The sequence below is a fragment of the Brevibacillus sp. LEMMJ03 genome (assembly GCF_007197875.1).
Lineage (GTDB): Bacteria > Bacillota > Bacilli > Brevibacillales > Brevibacillaceae > Brevibacillus > Brevibacillus thermoruber.
Window position 1 is genome coordinate 1 of sequence record NZ_VKJN01000017.1, and the last position, 16,777, is coordinate 16,777.

At 60.0% G+C, this 16,777-nt stretch carries 15 protein-coding genes and 1 pseudogene; 4 read left to right on the forward strand and 12 right to left on the reverse strand.

Going from position 1 to position 16,777, the window contains the following annotated elements; genetic code table 11:
- Window positions 1-67: 67 nt before the first annotated feature.
- A pseudogene (locus FOI68_RS24285) lies at window positions 68-259 on the reverse strand (DUF4365 domain-containing protein); the annotation flags it as partial.
- A 278-nt stretch (window positions 260-537) separates the two neighbouring features.
- Here FOI68_RS24285 and FOI68_RS18385 point away from each other — a divergent pair.
- Window positions 538-972: a recombinase family protein gene (locus tag FOI68_RS18385; RefSeq protein ID WP_143863981.1), complete on the forward strand. Its 435-nt coding sequence runs from the start codon at window positions 538-540 to the stop codon at window positions 970-972.
- Between the two features lie 112 nt (window positions 973-1,084).
- Here the strand turns inward: FOI68_RS18385 and rlmD are convergent, their stop codons facing one another.
- Complete coding sequence (rlmD, locus tag FOI68_RS18390; protein WP_143863982.1) at window positions 1,085-2,521, reverse strand: 23S rRNA (uracil(1939)-C(5))-methyltransferase RlmD; 1,437 nt, start codon at window positions 2,519-2,521, stop codon at window positions 1,085-1,087.
- A 90-nt stretch (window positions 2,522-2,611) separates the two neighbouring features.
- Window positions 2,612-3,502 carry a diacylglycerol kinase gene (locus tag FOI68_RS18395; RefSeq protein ID WP_029100775.1) on the reverse strand — a complete coding sequence of 297 codons (891 nt, stop codon included), beginning with the start codon at window positions 3,500-3,502 and terminating at the stop codon, window positions 2,612-2,614.
- Window positions 3,503-3,653: 151 nt separating this feature from the next.
- On the opposite strand from FOI68_RS18395, the gene FOI68_RS18400 reads away from it, so the two are divergent.
- Entirely contained in the window at window positions 3,654-4,625 is a 972-nt protein-coding gene (locus FOI68_RS18400; protein WP_143863983.1) for an ROK family glucokinase, read from the forward strand.
- 111 nt (window positions 4,626-4,736) lie between these two features.
- Here FOI68_RS18400 and FOI68_RS18405 read toward each other — a convergent pair whose 3' ends face one another.
- The 3 genes from FOI68_RS18405 to FOI68_RS18415 form a co-directional block, all read right to left on the reverse strand.
- Window positions 4,737-5,918: an ABC transporter permease gene (locus FOI68_RS18405; RefSeq protein ID WP_143863984.1), complete on the reverse strand. Its 1,182-nt coding sequence runs from the start codon at window positions 5,916-5,918 to the stop codon at window positions 4,737-4,739.
- Complete coding sequence (locus FOI68_RS18410; protein ID WP_143863985.1) at window positions 5,918-6,646, reverse strand: ABC transporter ATP-binding protein; 729 nt, start codon at window positions 6,644-6,646, stop codon at window positions 5,918-5,920. The genes FOI68_RS18405 and FOI68_RS18410 overlap by 1 nt, the downstream gene beginning before the upstream one ends.
- A gap of 144 nt (window positions 6,647-6,790) precedes the next feature.
- Complete coding sequence (locus FOI68_RS18415; protein ID WP_238551017.1) at window positions 6,791-7,147, reverse strand: hypothetical protein; 357 nt, start codon at window positions 7,145-7,147, stop codon at window positions 6,791-6,793.
- A 198-nt stretch (window positions 7,148-7,345) separates the two neighbouring features.
- Between FOI68_RS18415 and FOI68_RS18420 the strand changes: the two genes are divergently transcribed.
- Window positions 7,346-9,091 carry an RNA polymerase sigma factor gene (locus FOI68_RS18420; RefSeq protein WP_370512150.1) on the forward strand — a complete coding sequence of 582 codons (1,746 nt, stop codon included), beginning with the start codon at window positions 7,346-7,348 and terminating at the stop codon, window positions 9,089-9,091.
- 107 nt (window positions 9,092-9,198) lie between these two features.
- Here FOI68_RS18420 and gatB read toward each other — a convergent pair whose 3' ends face one another.
- The 4 genes from gatB to asd all read right to left on the reverse strand — a co-directional run bounded on the left by gatB (window position 9,199) and on the right by asd (window position 13,565).
- Entirely contained in the window at window positions 9,199-10,632 is a 1,434-nt protein-coding gene (gene gatB, locus FOI68_RS18425; protein WP_029100781.1) for an Asp-tRNA(Asn)/Glu-tRNA(Gln) amidotransferase subunit GatB, read from the reverse strand.
- Between the two features lie 5 nt (window positions 10,633-10,637).
- Window positions 10,638-12,110 (reverse strand): Asp-tRNA(Asn)/Glu-tRNA(Gln) amidotransferase subunit GatA, encoded by a 1,473-nt coding sequence (gene gatA, locus FOI68_RS18430; protein WP_035298956.1) that lies wholly within the window; start codon window positions 12,108-12,110, stop codon window positions 10,638-10,640.
- Between the two features lie 33 nt (window positions 12,111-12,143).
- The gene (gene gatC, locus FOI68_RS18435) at window positions 12,144-12,434 is read right to left on the reverse strand and encodes an Asp-tRNA(Asn)/Glu-tRNA(Gln) amidotransferase subunit GatC (RefSeq protein ID WP_035298955.1); all 291 of its coding nucleotides are present in this window, start codon (window positions 12,432-12,434) and stop codon (window positions 12,144-12,146) included.
- 282 nt (window positions 12,435-12,716) lie between these two features.
- Window positions 12,717-13,565: an archaetidylserine decarboxylase gene (gene asd, locus FOI68_RS18440; protein ID WP_143863987.1), complete on the reverse strand. Its 849-nt coding sequence runs from the start codon at window positions 13,563-13,565 to the stop codon at window positions 12,717-12,719.
- A gap of 164 nt (window positions 13,566-13,729) precedes the next feature.
- Between asd and FOI68_RS18445 the strand changes: the two genes are divergently transcribed.
- A complete protein-coding gene (locus FOI68_RS18445; protein ID WP_065067693.1) occupies window positions 13,730-14,641 on the forward strand; it encodes a diguanylate cyclase domain-containing protein in 912 nt (303 codons plus the stop codon).
- Here the strand turns inward: FOI68_RS18445 and FOI68_RS18450 are convergent.
- Window positions 14,620-14,760 carry a hypothetical protein gene (locus FOI68_RS18450; RefSeq protein ID WP_160297092.1) on the reverse strand — a complete coding sequence of 47 codons (141 nt, stop codon included), beginning with the start codon at window positions 14,758-14,760 and terminating at the stop codon, window positions 14,620-14,622. The two genes, FOI68_RS18445 and FOI68_RS18450, sit on opposite strands and share 22 nt — an antisense overlap.
- A gap of 176 nt (window positions 14,761-14,936) precedes the next feature.
- The gene (pruA, locus tag FOI68_RS18455; protein WP_029100786.1) at window positions 14,937-16,484 is read right to left on the reverse strand and encodes an L-glutamate gamma-semialdehyde dehydrogenase; all 1,548 of its coding nucleotides are present in this window, start codon (window positions 16,482-16,484) and stop codon (window positions 14,937-14,939) included.
- Window positions 16,485-16,777: the final 293 nt, after the last annotated feature.

Sequence of the window (16,777 nt, forward strand, 5' to 3'; positions counted from 1 at the left end):
GCTCTCCCAACCTTTCTTTGAATTCATTGTACCCTATTTTGAAGGTTAGGAGTTTACACAAAATAGTTTATAGACTCAACTCAACCCAATGCATTCTCTTAAAACAGTTATCCATTATAATAATAAATATAGGAGATTGACTATTCAGATAATAGTTTAAGTGCTTATTCTTTCCTAATAACTTTAAATCCCCCGCTGGTTTTTGATTTAAAAATTTAAAATAAGAATTACCATGTTTTAATTGAATCCCAATAAGCTTACCTGTTACTGTCCAATTGCTTCATTTAAATTGCTACTATTTTTTTTGGAAATGACATTGTTTTCTCCATTTAAGATGTCATCCTAAATTTTTCTACTATAAATCTAATTATAGCAGATTATTACCTTTTTCAGTAAAAAACCGTCACATGATTTGCACCACACACCACCATTTCAGAGATAAAAAGAGGATGTCAGATTCATTAAGTAGATTTTTGGCGGCGGCGGGAGTAAGACTAGTCTGCTAACTGATGATTAATCCACGATGAATAATCCACATTGGAACAGCAAAAGGATGGATACACTTTCGAAAGAGATAGCCTGACCGCTAAGAACCCCCCTACCCCGCGGGCAGTAGCGGGAGCGAAAAATGCAGGCGACAAATGGCAATACTCAGCGGTGAAATTGATTCCGACCAATCCTCACTATACGGGGAATCTAGTACAGGGGCGTTCCAAGACGGACGTGAATGACAAGATATTTTTGCAAAAGAAGGGCTACAAAAAGCGGCTAAAGAACAAACAGGATGAATGGATTGTCATTCCTGACGCCCACCCCGCTATCTTTTCGCGGGAAGCGTTTCAGGAAGTGCAGGGGAAGATCAGCAAAAAGGGAGAAAAAATCTTTCGCGGGCGCGGGAAAAAGGCGCTGTTTGCACGGTTGGCTTTCTGTGCGGATTGCGGCGCGGGGTTTTATCAGCCTTCAGTTCGATAACGAAGAAACGCTTCGGCACGTCCTGCATCGGCTCATCGACCGTGTATAAGAATTGGCGGACGGACAGATCACACTGTCATTACAATTTCAAACATCCAACACAAAAGGGAGCCTAATGCTCGGCTCCCCTTCTTACCAATAATGCTACACTCTCCACATGCCCCGTATGCGGAAACATATCCACCGGCTGCACTTCCTTCACCTCGTACAGTTCCGCCAGCACCTTCAAATCCCGGGCCAGCGTCGACGGGTTGCAGGAGACGTACACCACCCGCTGCGGCTTCATCTGCAAAATGGTCGTCAACAGCGCCTCGTCGCAGCCTTTGCGCGGTGGGTCGACGACGATCACATCGGGGCGGATGCCCTGGTCCTTCCACGCGGGGATGACCACCTCGGCCGGGCCGGTCTCAAAGGTGACGTTGGCGATGCCGTTCAGTTCGGCGTTGCGGTTGGCGTCGGCGATCGCTTCCGGCACGATCTCCACGCCGTAGACGTGACGGGATTTTTGCGCCAGAAAGAGCGAGATCGTCCCGATGCCGCAGTAGGCGTCGATCACCGTTTCCGTCCCCGTGGCGCCGGCGTACTCCAGCGTTTTGTTGTACAGTACCTCCGTCTGCACCGGATTGACCTGGTAGAACGAGCGGGCGGAGATGGCAAATTTGATCGGGCCGATGTAGTCGTAGATGACGTCGCTGCCCCAGAGCGTGACCGTCTTTTTGCCGAAAATGACGTTGGTCTTCTCCGGGTTGACGTTCTGCACGATGCTGGTCACGCCCGGCACCTGGGCGCGGATGGATTCGATCAGCATCTCCCGCTGCGGGATGAAATCCTCCGTCGTCACCAGCACGACCATCACTTCGCCCGTGCGTGCCCCCACCTTGGCCACCACATGGCGCAGGAGGCCGGTGTGGCGCACTTCGTCGTACGGCGGAATGCCCAGCCGGGCGGCAATCCGCTTGACGGCGGCGACCGCCTCGTCGTTGGCCGGGTGCTGGATCAGGCATTCGTCCATGTCGACAATTTCGTGGGAGCGCTCGGCGTAAAAGCCGCCCACCAGCGCCCCGTTCTCCTCGCCGATCGGCACCTGGGCCTTGTTGCGGTAGCGCCACGGATCGCTCATCCCGATCGTCGGATGGACGACGACCGCGCCCTCCCCTTCCACGGGAAAGCCGCCGATCCGGCGCAGGTTGTCTTTGACGATCTGCTGCTTGTGCCGGAGCTGCTCCTCGTAGGCGAGATGCTGCAGCGAACAGCCGCCGCAGCGGTCAAACACCGGACAGGGCGGCTGGGCGCGGTGCGGACTGGCTTCGATCACGTCCAGCAGCGCGGCGAAGCCGTAGCTCTTTTTCACGTGCTCCACGCGTGCGCGCACCCGCTCCCCGGCCAGCGCTCCCTGCACGAACAGGGTGTAGCCGTCCACCCGGCCGACGCCCGCTCCTTCGTGATTGAGTCCGGTAATCTCCACTTCTACGGTTTGTCCGAGGCGGACCGGCAGGTCAAGCTCCTGCTTGACCGCCAGTCCGCGCCGCTTCTTTGCTGTCTTGGCCACAACTTCTGCTCCTTTTCACTTCATACTGAAAAACGGGTCGTTCCCCGCCGCCTTTGACCCGCGTCATGGCGGGAGGATGACCCCACTGACTCACGGTACGAACAATTCGAGATGCCCCGGCAGCGCTTCGCATACGCAGGGGAGCACGCCGCCCAGCTCCCCGTCCAGGTTGAGCTGGACCGTCTCGCCTGCCGGGGATGTCGCCTTGATGTAGTCGGTTTGAAAATACAGCAGGTTGGGGTCTTTCACGTGCTCCCCCCGCACGGCCTGCGTCGCCAGGCGAATAAAATCGCCCAGGCCGACTTTTTTGACGACGATCAGGTCCAGCTTGCCGTCGGAGAGGTCGGCGTTGGGGGCCAGCCGGTCGAAGCCGCCGACCGAATGGCTGTTGGTGATCAGGAAAATCATGATCTCTTCGTCGAGCAGCACCCTGTCCCGCGTCTCCAGTTTGACGCGGATGGGATGCAGCGACGGCAGCTTTTCCAGTCCCTTGACATAGTAAGCCAACTGGCCCAGCAGGGTTTTCAGCTTGCTGGGCACCTCGTAGGTCAGGTTGGTCAGCGAACCGCCGCCGGCGATGTTGATAAAATACCGGTCGTTGATGCGGCCGACGTCCACCCGCTTCCGCTTTCCCGCCGCGATGATCTTGCAGGAACGGGTGATCGATTTGGGAATGCCGAGAGCGCGTGCAAAATCGTTGCTCGTTCCGCAGGGGATGATGCCGAGAGCGGGCCGGGCGGGCTTCCCCGCCATGCCGTTCACCACCTCGTAGATGGTGCCGTCTCCGCCGGCGGCGATGATCACGTCAAAGCCGCGCTTGACCGCTCGTTCCGCTTCCTCGGTGGCGTCGTCTTCCCCTTTGGTCGCGTAGCACGACGTCTCGTAACCGGCGGACTCCAGCAGTTCCAGAATGTCCGGCAGCCGCCGGCGCACGATTTCCCGGCCGGAGCTGGGGTTGTAAATCAATCTGGCACGTTTCAACGCATGTCCCTTCTTCCTGTACTCGCTCATGGCTTCTCTCTATTCATCATATCCTGTATAGCCATTTTTGGGAATCGCTATGCTGTTCCCGACATGATAACATGATAAGATAGGAAACGATTACAATCGGAGGAGATAGGAGGAGCTTGTTGTGAACACAATCATCGTGGGGGTCGACGTAGGAGGAACCGCGATCAAAATGGCCCTGCTCGACAATGACGGCGCGATTCTCGCCAAGACCCAGGAGCCGACGCCCGTGGCGGACGGTGAAGACAGCGTCCTGCAAAAAGTGGCGGACATGGCGATGGACATGCTTCGCCGGCACGGCTTCGCCAAGGAACAGGTGGCCGGCATCGGCGTAGGGATTCCCGGCCCGATCGACACGGCCAACGGCGTCGTCCATCAGGCGGTCAACCTGCACTGGAAGCGCCCCGTACGGCTTAGGGACAAACTGCAGGCGCTCACCGGTCTGCCGGTGGCTGTCGACAACGACGCCAACACCGCCGCGCTTGGCGAAATGTGGCGGGGGGCCGGCCAGGGCGCCAAAGATCTGGTCCTGATCACGCTGGGCACCGGCGTGGGCGGCGGCGTGATCCTGCACGGCAAGGTGGTCAACGGCATCAATGGCGTAGGCGGCGAAATCGGCCACATCACGATGGTACCCGAGGGAGGGCCGGTCTGCAACTGCGGCAAGACCGGCTGTCTGGAGACGTACGCCTCCGCCACCGCGATCATCCGCGAAGGACGGAAAGCCGCCCAGGAGGGGACAAGCCCGCTCTTGGCGGAAGCGCTCGCCCGCCACGGCGACGTCAAGGCCAAGGACGTGCTGGAAGCGGCCAAGGCGGGAGACGCCGCCGCCCTGGCGATCGCCGACCAGGCCGCCTTCTATCTGGGACTGGCCCTCTCCCATCTGGCGATTACGCTCAACCCGGCCAAGTTTGTCATCGGGGGCGGCGTCGCGGCGGCCGGCGAGTTTCTCTTTTCCCGGGTGCGTGAGTCGTTCCGCCGGTTTGTTCCGTTTTCCTACGTGGTGGAGTCGACCGAAATCCTGCCCGCCACGCTGGGCAACGATGCCGGCGTGATCGGCGCCGGCTGGCTGATTCGCGACCGCCTGGATGCATAGGCGAAATCCCGTGGCGGCCCAACCCCCCTCACCGAAACCGCTGCTGACCGCCGTAGACCGGAGGGGTGCGCCGGGCCAAGTGGATCATCGCCGGCATCGGCCGCCCCGGCGTCACCACCTCACGACCGCTCCTTCCCGGCGGAACAGCCGGGCCGTCGCGGCGATGACGACGGACACGTAGAGAAGCGACGTCCCCAGTCCGACCAAGGTGTGCAGCGGATCGACCGCACCGTAAAACGCCTCCTTGCACAAGGCCACCCCGTTGAAAACCGGCAGAACGTAGTACAGCCCGGGGATGTCGACGGGGTGGATCGGCATCAGCATGTAGGACGGAATCATCGCCAGGATGACGACGCCGGTCATGTAGGTCTGCCCCTCTTTAAACGATTTGGCGACGGTGCTGAGCGTCAGCTCCAGCCCGGCGAACAAGGCGGCCAGCAGCACAATGGTCGCCGCCAGCACGGCGAGTGACGCCGGGGACAAAAAGCCGAAGGAAAGGACGGTGCCGTCCACCTTCAGGGGTCCCAGCCGAAACACAAACGAGAGGGACAGCAGCGAGGCGGTAGCGCTGATGCAGCTCATCACCATGACCGCCAGCAGCTTGGCCGTCAGGATCTGGTTGGCGGCGATCGGGGTGGTCAACAGCGACTCCAGCGTGCCCCGCTCTTTTTCGCCGGCAACCAGATCGGTGGCGGCGGCCACCCCGCCGGAAGCGAGCGACAGCACCACCATCAGGGGAATGATCCCCGCCAGCATGCCGCCGGTCTGCCGTTCGTCGGACGCCGCGTTTTCGTACGTCGTCTCGATCGGCTTGATCGCCTCGGCGGACAAGCCCGCCTGCCTGAGCCGCATGCTGACGATGTCGGAGCTGTACTGCTGCACCGCGCTGTCGATCACGCTTTTCGCGTACACCGACTTTTGGTTGGTGTTGTCGTAGGCGACATGCAGACGGGCGCTCCCCCCGCTCCGCAGAGCCTGGTCGAAATGGTCGGGGATGGTCACAATCGCCCGCAGTTCTCCCGCCTGCAGCGCCTCCGCCGGTCTGTCCGGCGACAGGATGCGGACGCCCGGCTGGGAGCGGAGATGATCCACCAGTTTCGACGTGCCCGTGACGGCGATCGGCACGTAGGCGCGCGCTTCCTTTTCCACGTTGCTGTACGACATGCTGAGCAAAAAGAAGACAAACGGAATCACGACAAGCGGAATGAGAAACGTGCCGATCAAGGTCTTGCGGTCGCGCAGCAGATCGAGCATCTCCTTGCCGAAAATCGTCCACACGACCTGTCTGTCCATCAACGTCCGCCCTCCTCGACCATCGCCATGAAGATGTCGTCCAGATCGTTCATGCCGCAGCGCTCCCGAAGCGCCGCCACCGTGCCCGCATAGTGGAGGCTTCCCTTGTGAATGATCGCGATGCGGCTGCACAGCTTTTCAATTTCCCCCATGTTGTGGCTGGAGAACAGGATGGTCTTCCCCTCTTCCCGCAGCATCGCCACCATGCGCCGAAACATGTTGGCCGCCGTCACGTCCAGTCCGGTCGTCGGTTCGTCCAGCAGAATCACGTCGGGATCGTGCACCAGCGTGCGGGCGATCGCCACCTTTTGCTTCATCCCCCGGGAAAACCCGCCTACCCGCCGATCGATAAACGCCTCCATGTGAAGCATCCGGCTCAACTGGTCGATGCGTTGGTCCAACCGCGACCCCGTCAGACCGTACAGCCTGCCGAAATAGGCGATGTTTTCCCGCGCCGTCAGCCGGTTGTACAGGCCGACGTCTCCCCCGAACAGAATGCCGATACGCCGCCGCACCTCCACCGGCTGGGTGCGGACGGAGAATCCCCCGATTCGAATATCTCCCTCGGTTGGCTGCAGGATGGTCGCCATCATGCGCATCGTCGTCGTCTTGCCCGCGCCGTTTTCGCCGAGCAGCCCGTACACCTCGCCGGAGGAGACAGAAAACGTCACGTTCCGCACCGCCGCGATGTTGCCAAATCGTTTGCTGACCTGATTGACTTCGATCACTGACTGCTCCCCTTTCCGGTCCAATCGCGACATCATGCGAGTGAATTCGAATTTTTGGCTTACCATCCATTATATATGAAATCGCCCGACCGATGTCCCCTGAGAAAAAACGACAAACGGACAAAAAAAGAAAACCCTTGCCTGTTACGCAAGGGATAATCCGACATGTTTCCGTTTGAAGTCTTCCAGCGAAAAACCGGCAAACAGCGACAGAAACGCGTCCGTGTCGTTGATGTAGTGGCGGCTCTCCCGCACATCCGGGTGCTTTTCCAAAAAGAGCACGGCCACCAGCCGGTTTACCGGAACGCCCTCCGCGTCCTGATCGTAGATGCCCCGCTCGGCCAGCACCTTTTCAAAGTAGCGGACGTAGGTGACGGTGACCGTTTTCTGTTCACCGTTCACCTCACAGGTCGCGATGGAACGTTCAAATGTATCGGCAGGCGACCCGCCTTTGCTCGGCGGCACGCTTTCTCCCGTGACGGACACGATGTTCATTTCCATGCCATCCTCCTCCACACATTGTCCCTTTCATTATAGGGGAGCGGGCACATTCTTACAATTCAAACAAGGACTTCCTGCCCTGACGGCAAACTCTTGTATCATCACATCAGAGCCTTTCGCAAAAAAGGCATGGGCTGTCAGAAATTCCCCTCATCCGAAGTCTATGAATCAGGTCAACGTGCGAGCGAGGTGTTTGCAGTGGAACAGGATGTGTTTGTACGGGAAACGTTTGGGGACGAAGAAGCGGAACAGGACGACAGCGTCCTGGTGGAACGGGCGCGTACCGGCGACCGGGAGGCGTTTGGCGAGCTGGTTCGGCGCCATCGGGCCCAGGTGTTCGGCTACGCCCGGTCGTTTACGCAGGAGCCGTTTTTGGCGGAGGATATCGTCCAGGATGCGCTGATCCGCGCCTTTCTCCATCTGGGCACACTCGTCGACAGCCGCCGTTTTTTGCCCTGGCTGCACCGGATCGTCCGCAACCAGGCGTACACCCGGCTGCATGCGTCCAAGCGGGCCAAGGAACAGGTCTTCTCCGTCTGGAACCCGCCGGACGCGGACGGTGAAACCGACTGGGACGACCTGGACAGCATCCTCTACCGCCTGGGGCGGCGATGGAGCGATCCGGCCGGGGAGGCGGCCAATCCGGAAGAGGCGCTCGTCCGCCGTGAGCTGCTGGAGACGATTGCGGGCATGCTGCGCTGTTTGAATCCGCGGGAGCGGCGCATCGTCGAGTCCCATTTTTTTCATCATCTCTCCCCGCAGGAGATCGCCCGTCTGTTTCAGATGTCCCCGGCCAACGTGTACCAGATCCTGTCCCGTTCCCGCAAAAAGCTGGTTCAGGAAAAGATTCGCGTCGCCGTTGACCACTACGTACGCAACCGAAAGGATGAGGGACGGATGAAACGAGTGATGCTGAACAAACCGGAGGCGCTCTCCCTGCGCACCTGGTCGAGCTGCGCCATGGCCATCTGCGGCCTGCTGGAATTCACGGAGCGCCCATGCTCCCTGCCGATAGTGATGGGCTTGACCGGCCACGCCTTTCGCCTCAACGTCGTGCCCGAGAACGTGCACATCGCCGGGCCGACCATGTTCCGCTTTGAAGAGGTGCTGCAGCAAGGGCTGCGCAACATCGGTTTCCGCACGCGCGTGGTGAGCCGGATGACGGCGGTCATCCCCGGCCCCAACGCCAATCTGGTCAGCCCGGACCTGCTGACCCCCGAAGCCCGGCTGAAGCGGCAGCTCCCGGAACTGCTGCCGGAAGCGCTGGAGCTGATTCACGTGTCCATCGACAAGGGCTATCCCGCGCTCTCCTGGGATTTGTTCATCCCCGAGTTCGGCCTGATCTACGGGTACGACGACGACGCCCGAGAACTGCGGGCAGGGGACAACTGCGGCCACGACCAGAACATCCCGTACGACGCCCTCGGGCGGGGGCTGTTGGAAGAACTGTTTGTCCTGGTCCTCGACGAGCCGGTGGAAACCGATCGGCGCACCATGCTGCAGGGCGCTCTCGACACCGCGCTCGCCCACTATCGCGGCGAGGAACCGGGCGGTCCGCTCTGCGCCCACGGCTTGGCTGCCTACGACGCCTGGCGGGACGCCTTCCAAAGGGGAGGGGTCGAGCCGAACGGCAACGCCTACACGATCGCCGTCGCCCAGGACGCCCGCCGGCACGCCGCGCTGTTCTGGCAGGAAGTGGCCGACACGTGGACGGATGCCGTCTTTGACGCCGTTCGTCCCGCCTGCCGGGAAGCGTCCGCCCTCTACGGACAAATCGCCGAGGAGTACGCCGTGCTGGCCCGGTTGTTTCCGTTCCCGTCCGGCGGCGATCCGAACCATCCCGAGCAAAGGGAGCACGCCATCCGGCAGATCGACCGGCTCCGCTCCTTGGAACAGCAGGCCGTGTCGCTGCTGGAAACGATGCGCAGACACATCGCGCGCTGATTGCCGCAACAGGAGCCGCTCTCCGTCCGGGATCGGCTCTTCCCGCGTAAAGAAAGGGACACGCTCCCCGTTTGGGAAAGCGTGTCCCTGTTTTGTCCGTCTGTATCTTACGCGTTTTGCAGCACTTCGAGCAAGAGCTTGTTGACCATCGGCGGGTTGGCTTTGCCGCGGGTCTGCTTCATCACCTGGCCGACGAAAAAGGCGACGGCCTTCTCGTTGCCGGCCTTGTAGTCGGCAACCGCCTGCGGGTTGGCATTGACCACGTCCTGGACGATCTGGCGCAGGGCGCCTTCGTCGCTGATCTGCACCAGCCCTTTTTCCTCGACGATCTGTTTCGGCTCCTTGCCGGTCTCCACCATTTCCTTGAAGACGGTTTTGGCGATCTTGGAGGAAATCGTGCCGTTTTCGATCAGCTTGATCATCTCGCCCAGTCCGTGCGGCGTGATTTTCACGTCGGCCAGCGTCAGGTTGTTGGCGTTCAGATAGCCCAGCAGTTCCACCATCAGCCAGTTGGCGGCCGCTTTCGGGTCAGCGCCCGTCTTGACGGTTTCGTCAAAGAAGTCGGCCGTTTCCTTGGACATCGTGATGACGGCGGCGTCGCTTTGCGGCAGGCCGTATTCGTTCACGTAGCGGGCCTGGCGGGCGTCGGGCAGCTCCGGAATGGTAGCCCGCACCGCTTCGATCCACTCTTCGGAAATCTGCATCCGCACCAGGTCGGGGTCCGGGAAGTAGCGGTAGTCGTGAGCCTCTTCCTTGGAGCGCATGGAGACGGTCTTCCGGTTGGCTTCGTCCCAGCGGCGGGTTTCCTGCACGATCGTGCCGCCGGAGAGAACGACCTGCTTCTGCCGCTCCACCTCGTACTCCAGCGCCGCCTGCACGTTGCGGAACGAGTTCATGTTTTTCAGCTCCGTCTTGGTGCCGAATTCCTTTTGGCCCACCGGACGGATGGAGACGTTAGCGTCACAGCGGAGCGAGCCCTGCTCCATGCGCACGTCCGACACCCCGGTGTACTGCAGGATCGCCTTCAGCTTTTCCAGATACGCCTTCGCCTCTTCGGGCGAGCGGATGTCCGGTTCGGAGACGATCTCCACCAGCGGCACGCCGACGCGGTTGAAGTCGACCAGCGTGTCGCCGAAGTCGCTGTGCGTCAGCTTGCCCGCGTCCTCTTCCAGGTGCAGGCGGGTGATGCCGATCCGCTTTTTCTCCCCGTTGACTTCGATCTCGATCCAGCCGTTCTTGCCGATCGGCTGGTCAAACTGGGAGATCTGGTACGCCTTGGGCAGGTCCGGGTAGAAGTAGTTTTTCCGGTCAAACTTGGTCTCGCGGGAAATCTCGCAGTTGAGCGCGAGCGCCGCTTTCATCGCGAACTCCACGGCCTGCTTGTTGGTGACGGGCAGGACGCCGGGATGGCCCAGGCAGATCGGGCAGGTATGGGTATTCGGCGGCGCGCCGAACTCGGTCGGGCAGCCGCAGAAGATTTTGCTGTTGGTGGAAAGCTCGGCGTGTACCTCCAGGCCGATGACGGTTTCAAACTGGCTCATGACTCTTACCCCCTCACCCGTTCCGGCTTGCGCAGGTGATGGCCGGCCGCCTGTTCGTAAGCGTGGGCCACGCGCAGCACGGTGGATTCGTCAAACGCCTTGCCGACGATCTGCATGCCGATCGGCAGGCCGTTTTGGGCAAATCCGCACGGCACGCTGATGGCCGGCAGCCCCGCCAGGTTGACCGGCACGGTGCAGATGTCTTCCAGGTACATTTTGACCGGATCGTCGATGTTTTCCCCGATCTTGAAGGCCGTGGTCGGCGTGGTCGGGTGCAAAATCACGTCAAAATCGGCAAACACGTTGGTAAAGTCCTGGATAATCAGGGTGCGAACCTGCTGCGCTTTTTTGTAGTAGGCGTCGTAGTAGCCCGACGAAAGCGCGTAGGTCCCCAGCATGATGCGCCGCTTCACTTCCGGTCCGAAGCCCTGGCTGCGCGACTCCTTGTACAGCTCGATCAGGTTGGCGGCGTTTTCGGCGCGCACGCCGTAACGCACCCCGTCGAAGCGCGCCAGGTTGGAAGAAGCCTCCGAGGAAGCGAGCAGGTAGTAGGCCGGCACGGCGTATTCGGTGTGCGGCATGGAGACTTCGCTCCAGGTAGCGCCCATGCTCTCCAACTGCTTCAGCGCGGCCAGCACCGCCTCGCGCACCTCGGGGTCGATGCCCTCGCCGATCAGCTCCTTGGGCACGCCGATGCGCAGCCCTTTCACCTCGCCGGTCAGCGCGGAGAGGTAGTCAGGCACCTCGACGTTGGCCGACGTGGAGTCGTACTCGTCGTGGCCGGCGATCGCCTGCAGCACGTAGGCGGCGTCTTCCACGTTTTTCGTAATCGGTCCGATCTGGTCCAGCGACGACGCGAACGCCACCAGCCCGAAGCGGGAGACGCGGCCGTAGGTCGGTTTCAGCCCGACGACGCCGCAGAAGGCGGCCGGTTGGCGGATGGACCCGCCGGTGTCGGAGCCGAGCGTAAAAAAGAAGTGGCGGGATGCCATGGCAGCCGCCGAACCGCCGCTGGAACCGCCCGGCACATACTCGGTATTCCACGGGTTTTTCACCGGGTAAAAGCCTGAGTTTTCGTTGGAGCCGCCCATGGCGAACTCGTCCATGTTCAGCTTGGCGACAATCACCGCGTCCGCTTCCTTCAGCTTTTTCGTGACGGTGGCGTCGTAAATCGGGTCGTAGTTGGACAGGAACTTGCTGGCGCAGGTGGTGCGCACGCCTTTGGTGACGATGTTGTCCTTCAAACCGGCAGGCAGGCCGTAGAGAAGGCCCAGCTCCTCTCCTCCCTTGGCCAGACGCTCGTCCAGCGCTTTGGCCTGCGCCAGGGCCCCTTCTTCGTCCACGAACAGGACGGAGCGGATGTCTTCGTCGTGCTCCTTGACGCTGGCGATGGACGCCTGCACCAGGTCGGTGACGGACAGCTCTTTTTTGCGCAGGGCGCTATGTATTTCCGACAATCGCTTGTCAAACAGCGACATGATGGTGTCCTCCCTTCTCCTGTATGTCTGCGGTTATTCAAATACGGCCGGCACCTTGAACTGGCCGTCTTCGTGATCGGGCGCGTTTTTCAGCGCTTCTTCGCGCGAGAGGGACGGACGGTTCACGTCCTCGCGCATGACGTTCTTCACGTCGGTCGCGTGGCTGGTCGGCTCGACGCTGGACGTGTCCAGCTCGTTCAGCTTGGCGGCAAACTCCAAAATGGCGTTCAGGTCTTTCGTGTATCGCTCCGCTTCCTCCTCGGTCAGCTTCAAGCGGGCGAGGTTGGCTACATGCTCCACTTCCCTGCGGGTAATGGCGCTCATCCATTCCACCTCCGAAACTATCACATAACTTTGATCTTACTTGAAAAGAACGGGTTCAGTCAATTTTCGCGTCATCAGCGGTGACAAAAACAGAAGAACCCCCGGTGCCGTTTGACTCCCTGTTCGGCGCCCTGCCCATCGAATCATCGCAAGCGGCATGCAAAAAAGGCGGCCCCGCTGGAAGCAAGGCCACCTTTTTCATGTACGTCCGCAAGCTCCACATCACGGTTCTTTCCTGGCGTTGCACGGGGAATCCCGGTACAGAGCCTGCCGTTCCGACGATCACTCATTCATCTCTTTGGACGCCAAGCGCTGCCCCATCAGCAGCGAAGCCCCTGGCCGCACCTCGGGCGCCCACTGCAGCTCATTCGATTCGAACAGCAAAATGACGGTGGAACCGAATTCAAACCAGCCCAGTTCGTCTCCTTTGGCCAGGCAGGGCTCTCCCAGGATCGGCCCGCTCGTCTGCCGCCCGTGTTTGACGTTGGTCGTGGCGGTGTTGTACACCACTTTCACGCTGCCGACAAACAGAGCGCCCACCTTGACCAGCGCGACGCAGCCCATCTGTTCCGTCTCCATGTAGGTGACGAGGCGCTCGTTGCGGGCGAACAGCCTGTCCACGTGTTCAATGCCCAGTTGGTTGACCGGATACAGGCGACCCGGCACGTACGTGTAGCAGACCAGTCTGCCTTCCACGGGCATGTGGATGCGGTGATAGTCGCGCGGGCTCAGGTAAATCGTGATGAACTTGCCGCCGTAGAAGCGTTCCGCCATTTCCGGAGCATCGCCCAACAGTTCGGCAAGGCCGTACAGCTTGCCTTTGGCCTGAATCAGCGTCCCCTCCCGGATGTCCCCCATTTGCGATACCGTTCCGTCGACGGGGCTGACGACGACATCCGCTCCCGGAGCAATCGGCCGGGCGCCCGGTTTCAGGCGGCGCGTAAAAAATTCCTTCAGCGTGCGGTATTCATTAACCGGCTTTTCCACGATGGACGGGTCTATCTTGTAATGGCGGATGTAATGGCGAATCGCCAGCCGGCTGAAGCGGGACGCGGTGATTTTTCCCATCGTCCGCGACATCGCATTCTGCGGCAGGCGGTGTATCAAGCCGGGAAGCAGCTTCTTGCGCATACGACAACTCCTCAATATTCCGTTCAAAGGTCATAACCCTACTGTACCATTTCTTGACGCGGGCCGTAAACCCCGGACTCCGACCATGGCCTCATCATTTTGAGGGGGCTGATTGCTATACTATAATGGCGGTACAAGCTTACCTACAGGAGAGAGACCGGGGAATGGGACAACGAGACATTGAGGTGCTGATCAATCAATACGGCAGCGTTCTGACCCGTTTTTTTGAACATATGTCCGACATGGTGTTCCTCATGGCAGTCGAAGAGGGACCGCGCTTTCGCTACGTGCTGATGAACCCGGCCGCCATGCAGGCGGCCCGCCTGACGGAAGCGGCGTACGGCAAGCTGATCGAAGAGGCCAATCCGGAAGAAAAGGCGGCCGTCCTCAACAGCATGTACCGGCAGGCGGTGGCGAGCGGAAAGCCGACCCATTTCACCACCTACGGCGAGTTCGTCGGTGAAACCATCCTCACCCCGATCTGCAACAGCGAAGGCGTATGCACCCACGTGTTTGCCGTGACGCGGGACATCACCGAACGCAAAAAGCTGGAATCGCAGCTCGAGCACATGGCGTACCACGACATGCTCACCGGCCTTCCCAACCGACGCTTGCTGCTGGATCGGATGCAGCAGGCGATCGCCAAGGCAAAGCGTTCGGATCAGCTCCTGGCCGTCCTGTTTCTCGACTGTGACAATTTCAAGGAGATCAACGACACCTGGGGCCACGACGTCGGCGACCAGTTTTTGCAGGTGCTGGCCAAACGCCTGGCATCGTGCGTACGGGATGTGGACACGGTCGCCCGTCTCGGCGGCGACGAATTCGTGATCCTGCTGACATCCCTGGAATCGGACACGGAGGCGGCCAAAGTGGCAGCCCGCATCCTGGACGTGCTCCAGCAGCCGTGGTTGATAGCCAAGCAGCGGTTTTCCATCACCACCAGCATCGGCATCGCCTTCTTTCCCCACGACGGCACCGACGCCGATCAACTGCTGCGCCACGCGGACCAGGCTCTGTACAAGGCCAAGAGCGGCGGGCGAAACGGCTACCGCTTTTACTCCCCGACCAGGGAGTAAACGAGAAGAAGGGACAACGTCGAACCCGCCAGGCTGACCAGGTACAGCACCACCACAATCTGCTTCACGGACAAGCCCCGGGACATCAGCCGGTGGTGAACGCAGCGCCGCCTCTTCATCGCCCCCTCCAGCGGCGAGAACCGCCAACAATTTTGGCACCCCTGCAAAATAAATGGTCACCAGCGCCACTCATCCGCCCGTTTTTCGGCTTGCTTGTCCCTTGTGCGGGCAAAAAGAGCGGCCGGCGCAGCAAAAAGGCTGCCCCGCATGGGGGCAGCCTTCGTCGTTTCGCGGTTTACAGTTTTTCGGAAACCAGTTTGGCCTGCGTAAACAGCAGCAGGTAGTCCGGACCGCCCGCTTTGGAGTCCGTGCCGGACATGTTGAAGCCGCCGAACGGATGCACGCCGACCAGGGCGCCCGTGCACTTGCGGTTGAAGTACAGGTTGCCCACGTGGAATTCGGTGCGCGCTTTTTCCAGGTGCGCGCGATTGCGGCTGATCACGGAGCCGGTCAGGCCGTACTCGGTGTTGTTGGCGATTTCCAGCGCGTGGTCAAAGTCGCGCGCCTTGGTGAAGGCCACCACAGGACCGAAGATTTCTTCCTGCATGATGCGCGCCTGCGGATCAACGTCGGCAAATACGGTCGGCATGATGAAGTAGCCGCTGTCCGGTCCTTTTTCGCCGCCGACCATCAGCTTGCCTTCCTGTTTCCCGATTTCGATGTACTCGAGAATCTTGTTGTACGCTTTTTCGTCAACGACCGGGCCGGTGTAGAATTCCGGATTGCGGACGTCGCCGACGGTGAGCTGTTTCGTCAGCTCCACGACGCGGTTCAGCACCTGGTCGTATACGTCCTGGTGAACGATCGCCCGGGAACATGCGGAACATTTTTGGCCGGAGAAGCCGAACGCGGAGGTCACGATGGCCTGCGCCGCCAGCTCCAGATCGCAGTCGTTGTCCACGATGATGGAGTCTTTGCCGCCCATCTCGGCAATGAGGCGCTTCATCCATTTTTGGCCCGGACGGTGTTTGGCTGCCAGTTCATTAATGCGCAGGCCCACGTCGCGGGAACCGGTAAAGCTGATGAAGCGGGTCAGCGGATGCTCTACGAGGAAGTCGCCGATTTCGCTGCCGGAACCGGGCACGAAGTTGACGACACCGGCCGGAACGCCCGCGTCTTCCAGGATTTCCATGAACTTCGCGGCGATGACCGGCGTGGTGGATGCCGGCTTCAGCACAACCGTGTTGCCCGCTACGATCGCAGCCGTGGTCATGCCCACCATGATCGCCAGCGGGAAGTTCCACGGCGGGATTACGATGCCGACGCCCAGCGGGATGTAGTACAGCTCGTTGTCTTCGTCCGGAATGCGGGTCAGCGGTTGGCGCTGAGCCAGTTTGTCCATTTGGCGGCCGTAGTATTCCATGAAGTCGATCGCTTCCGCCGTGTCGGCGTCGGCTTCCGCCCAGCTCTTGCCCGCTTCCTTGACCAGCCACGCGGAAAATTCGTGCTTGCGGCGGCGCAGAATGGCAGCCGCTTTGTAGAGGTAGCGGGAACGCGCTTCTGCCGGAACGGCTTTCCAGCTCTCAAAGGTTTGGGCGGCAACCTGAATCGCTTTTTCCGCCAGCGCCTGATCGGCCTGGGAAACGATCCCGATCACTTGTTCTTTATTGGAAGGGTTGATGGAGCGGGATTTCTTTTCCGTCTTGATGCGCTCGCCGCCGATGATCAGATCGTACTCGCGGCCCAGCTCACTTTCCACTTTGGCAAGCGCTGCTTCAAACGCCTGCTTGTTCTCCGGCAAGCTAAAATTGGTAAACGGTTCGTTTTTGAATTCCACTTGCATCTGTGACGCCTCCTTATCGTGTTCTCCAAACTGTCACCCCAAATTATATGCAAGGATCATACCAATCTTGTACGACCTGCTCCACCGCTATAGTGTTTGCATTTTTGCCGAAAATCAACACGGCATATGCTTCAACATGATTGCACAAAAGTGTTCAATGTTTGCACATAAATACACACATGTGTGTCCGATCCATCCGATTTTCTTTTACCGCGGCCACCCCGCTGCTTACCGGAGAAGGAGCATGGCGGACATCGGCCAAACGAAAACCGTACGCAAACGGTACGGTTTTC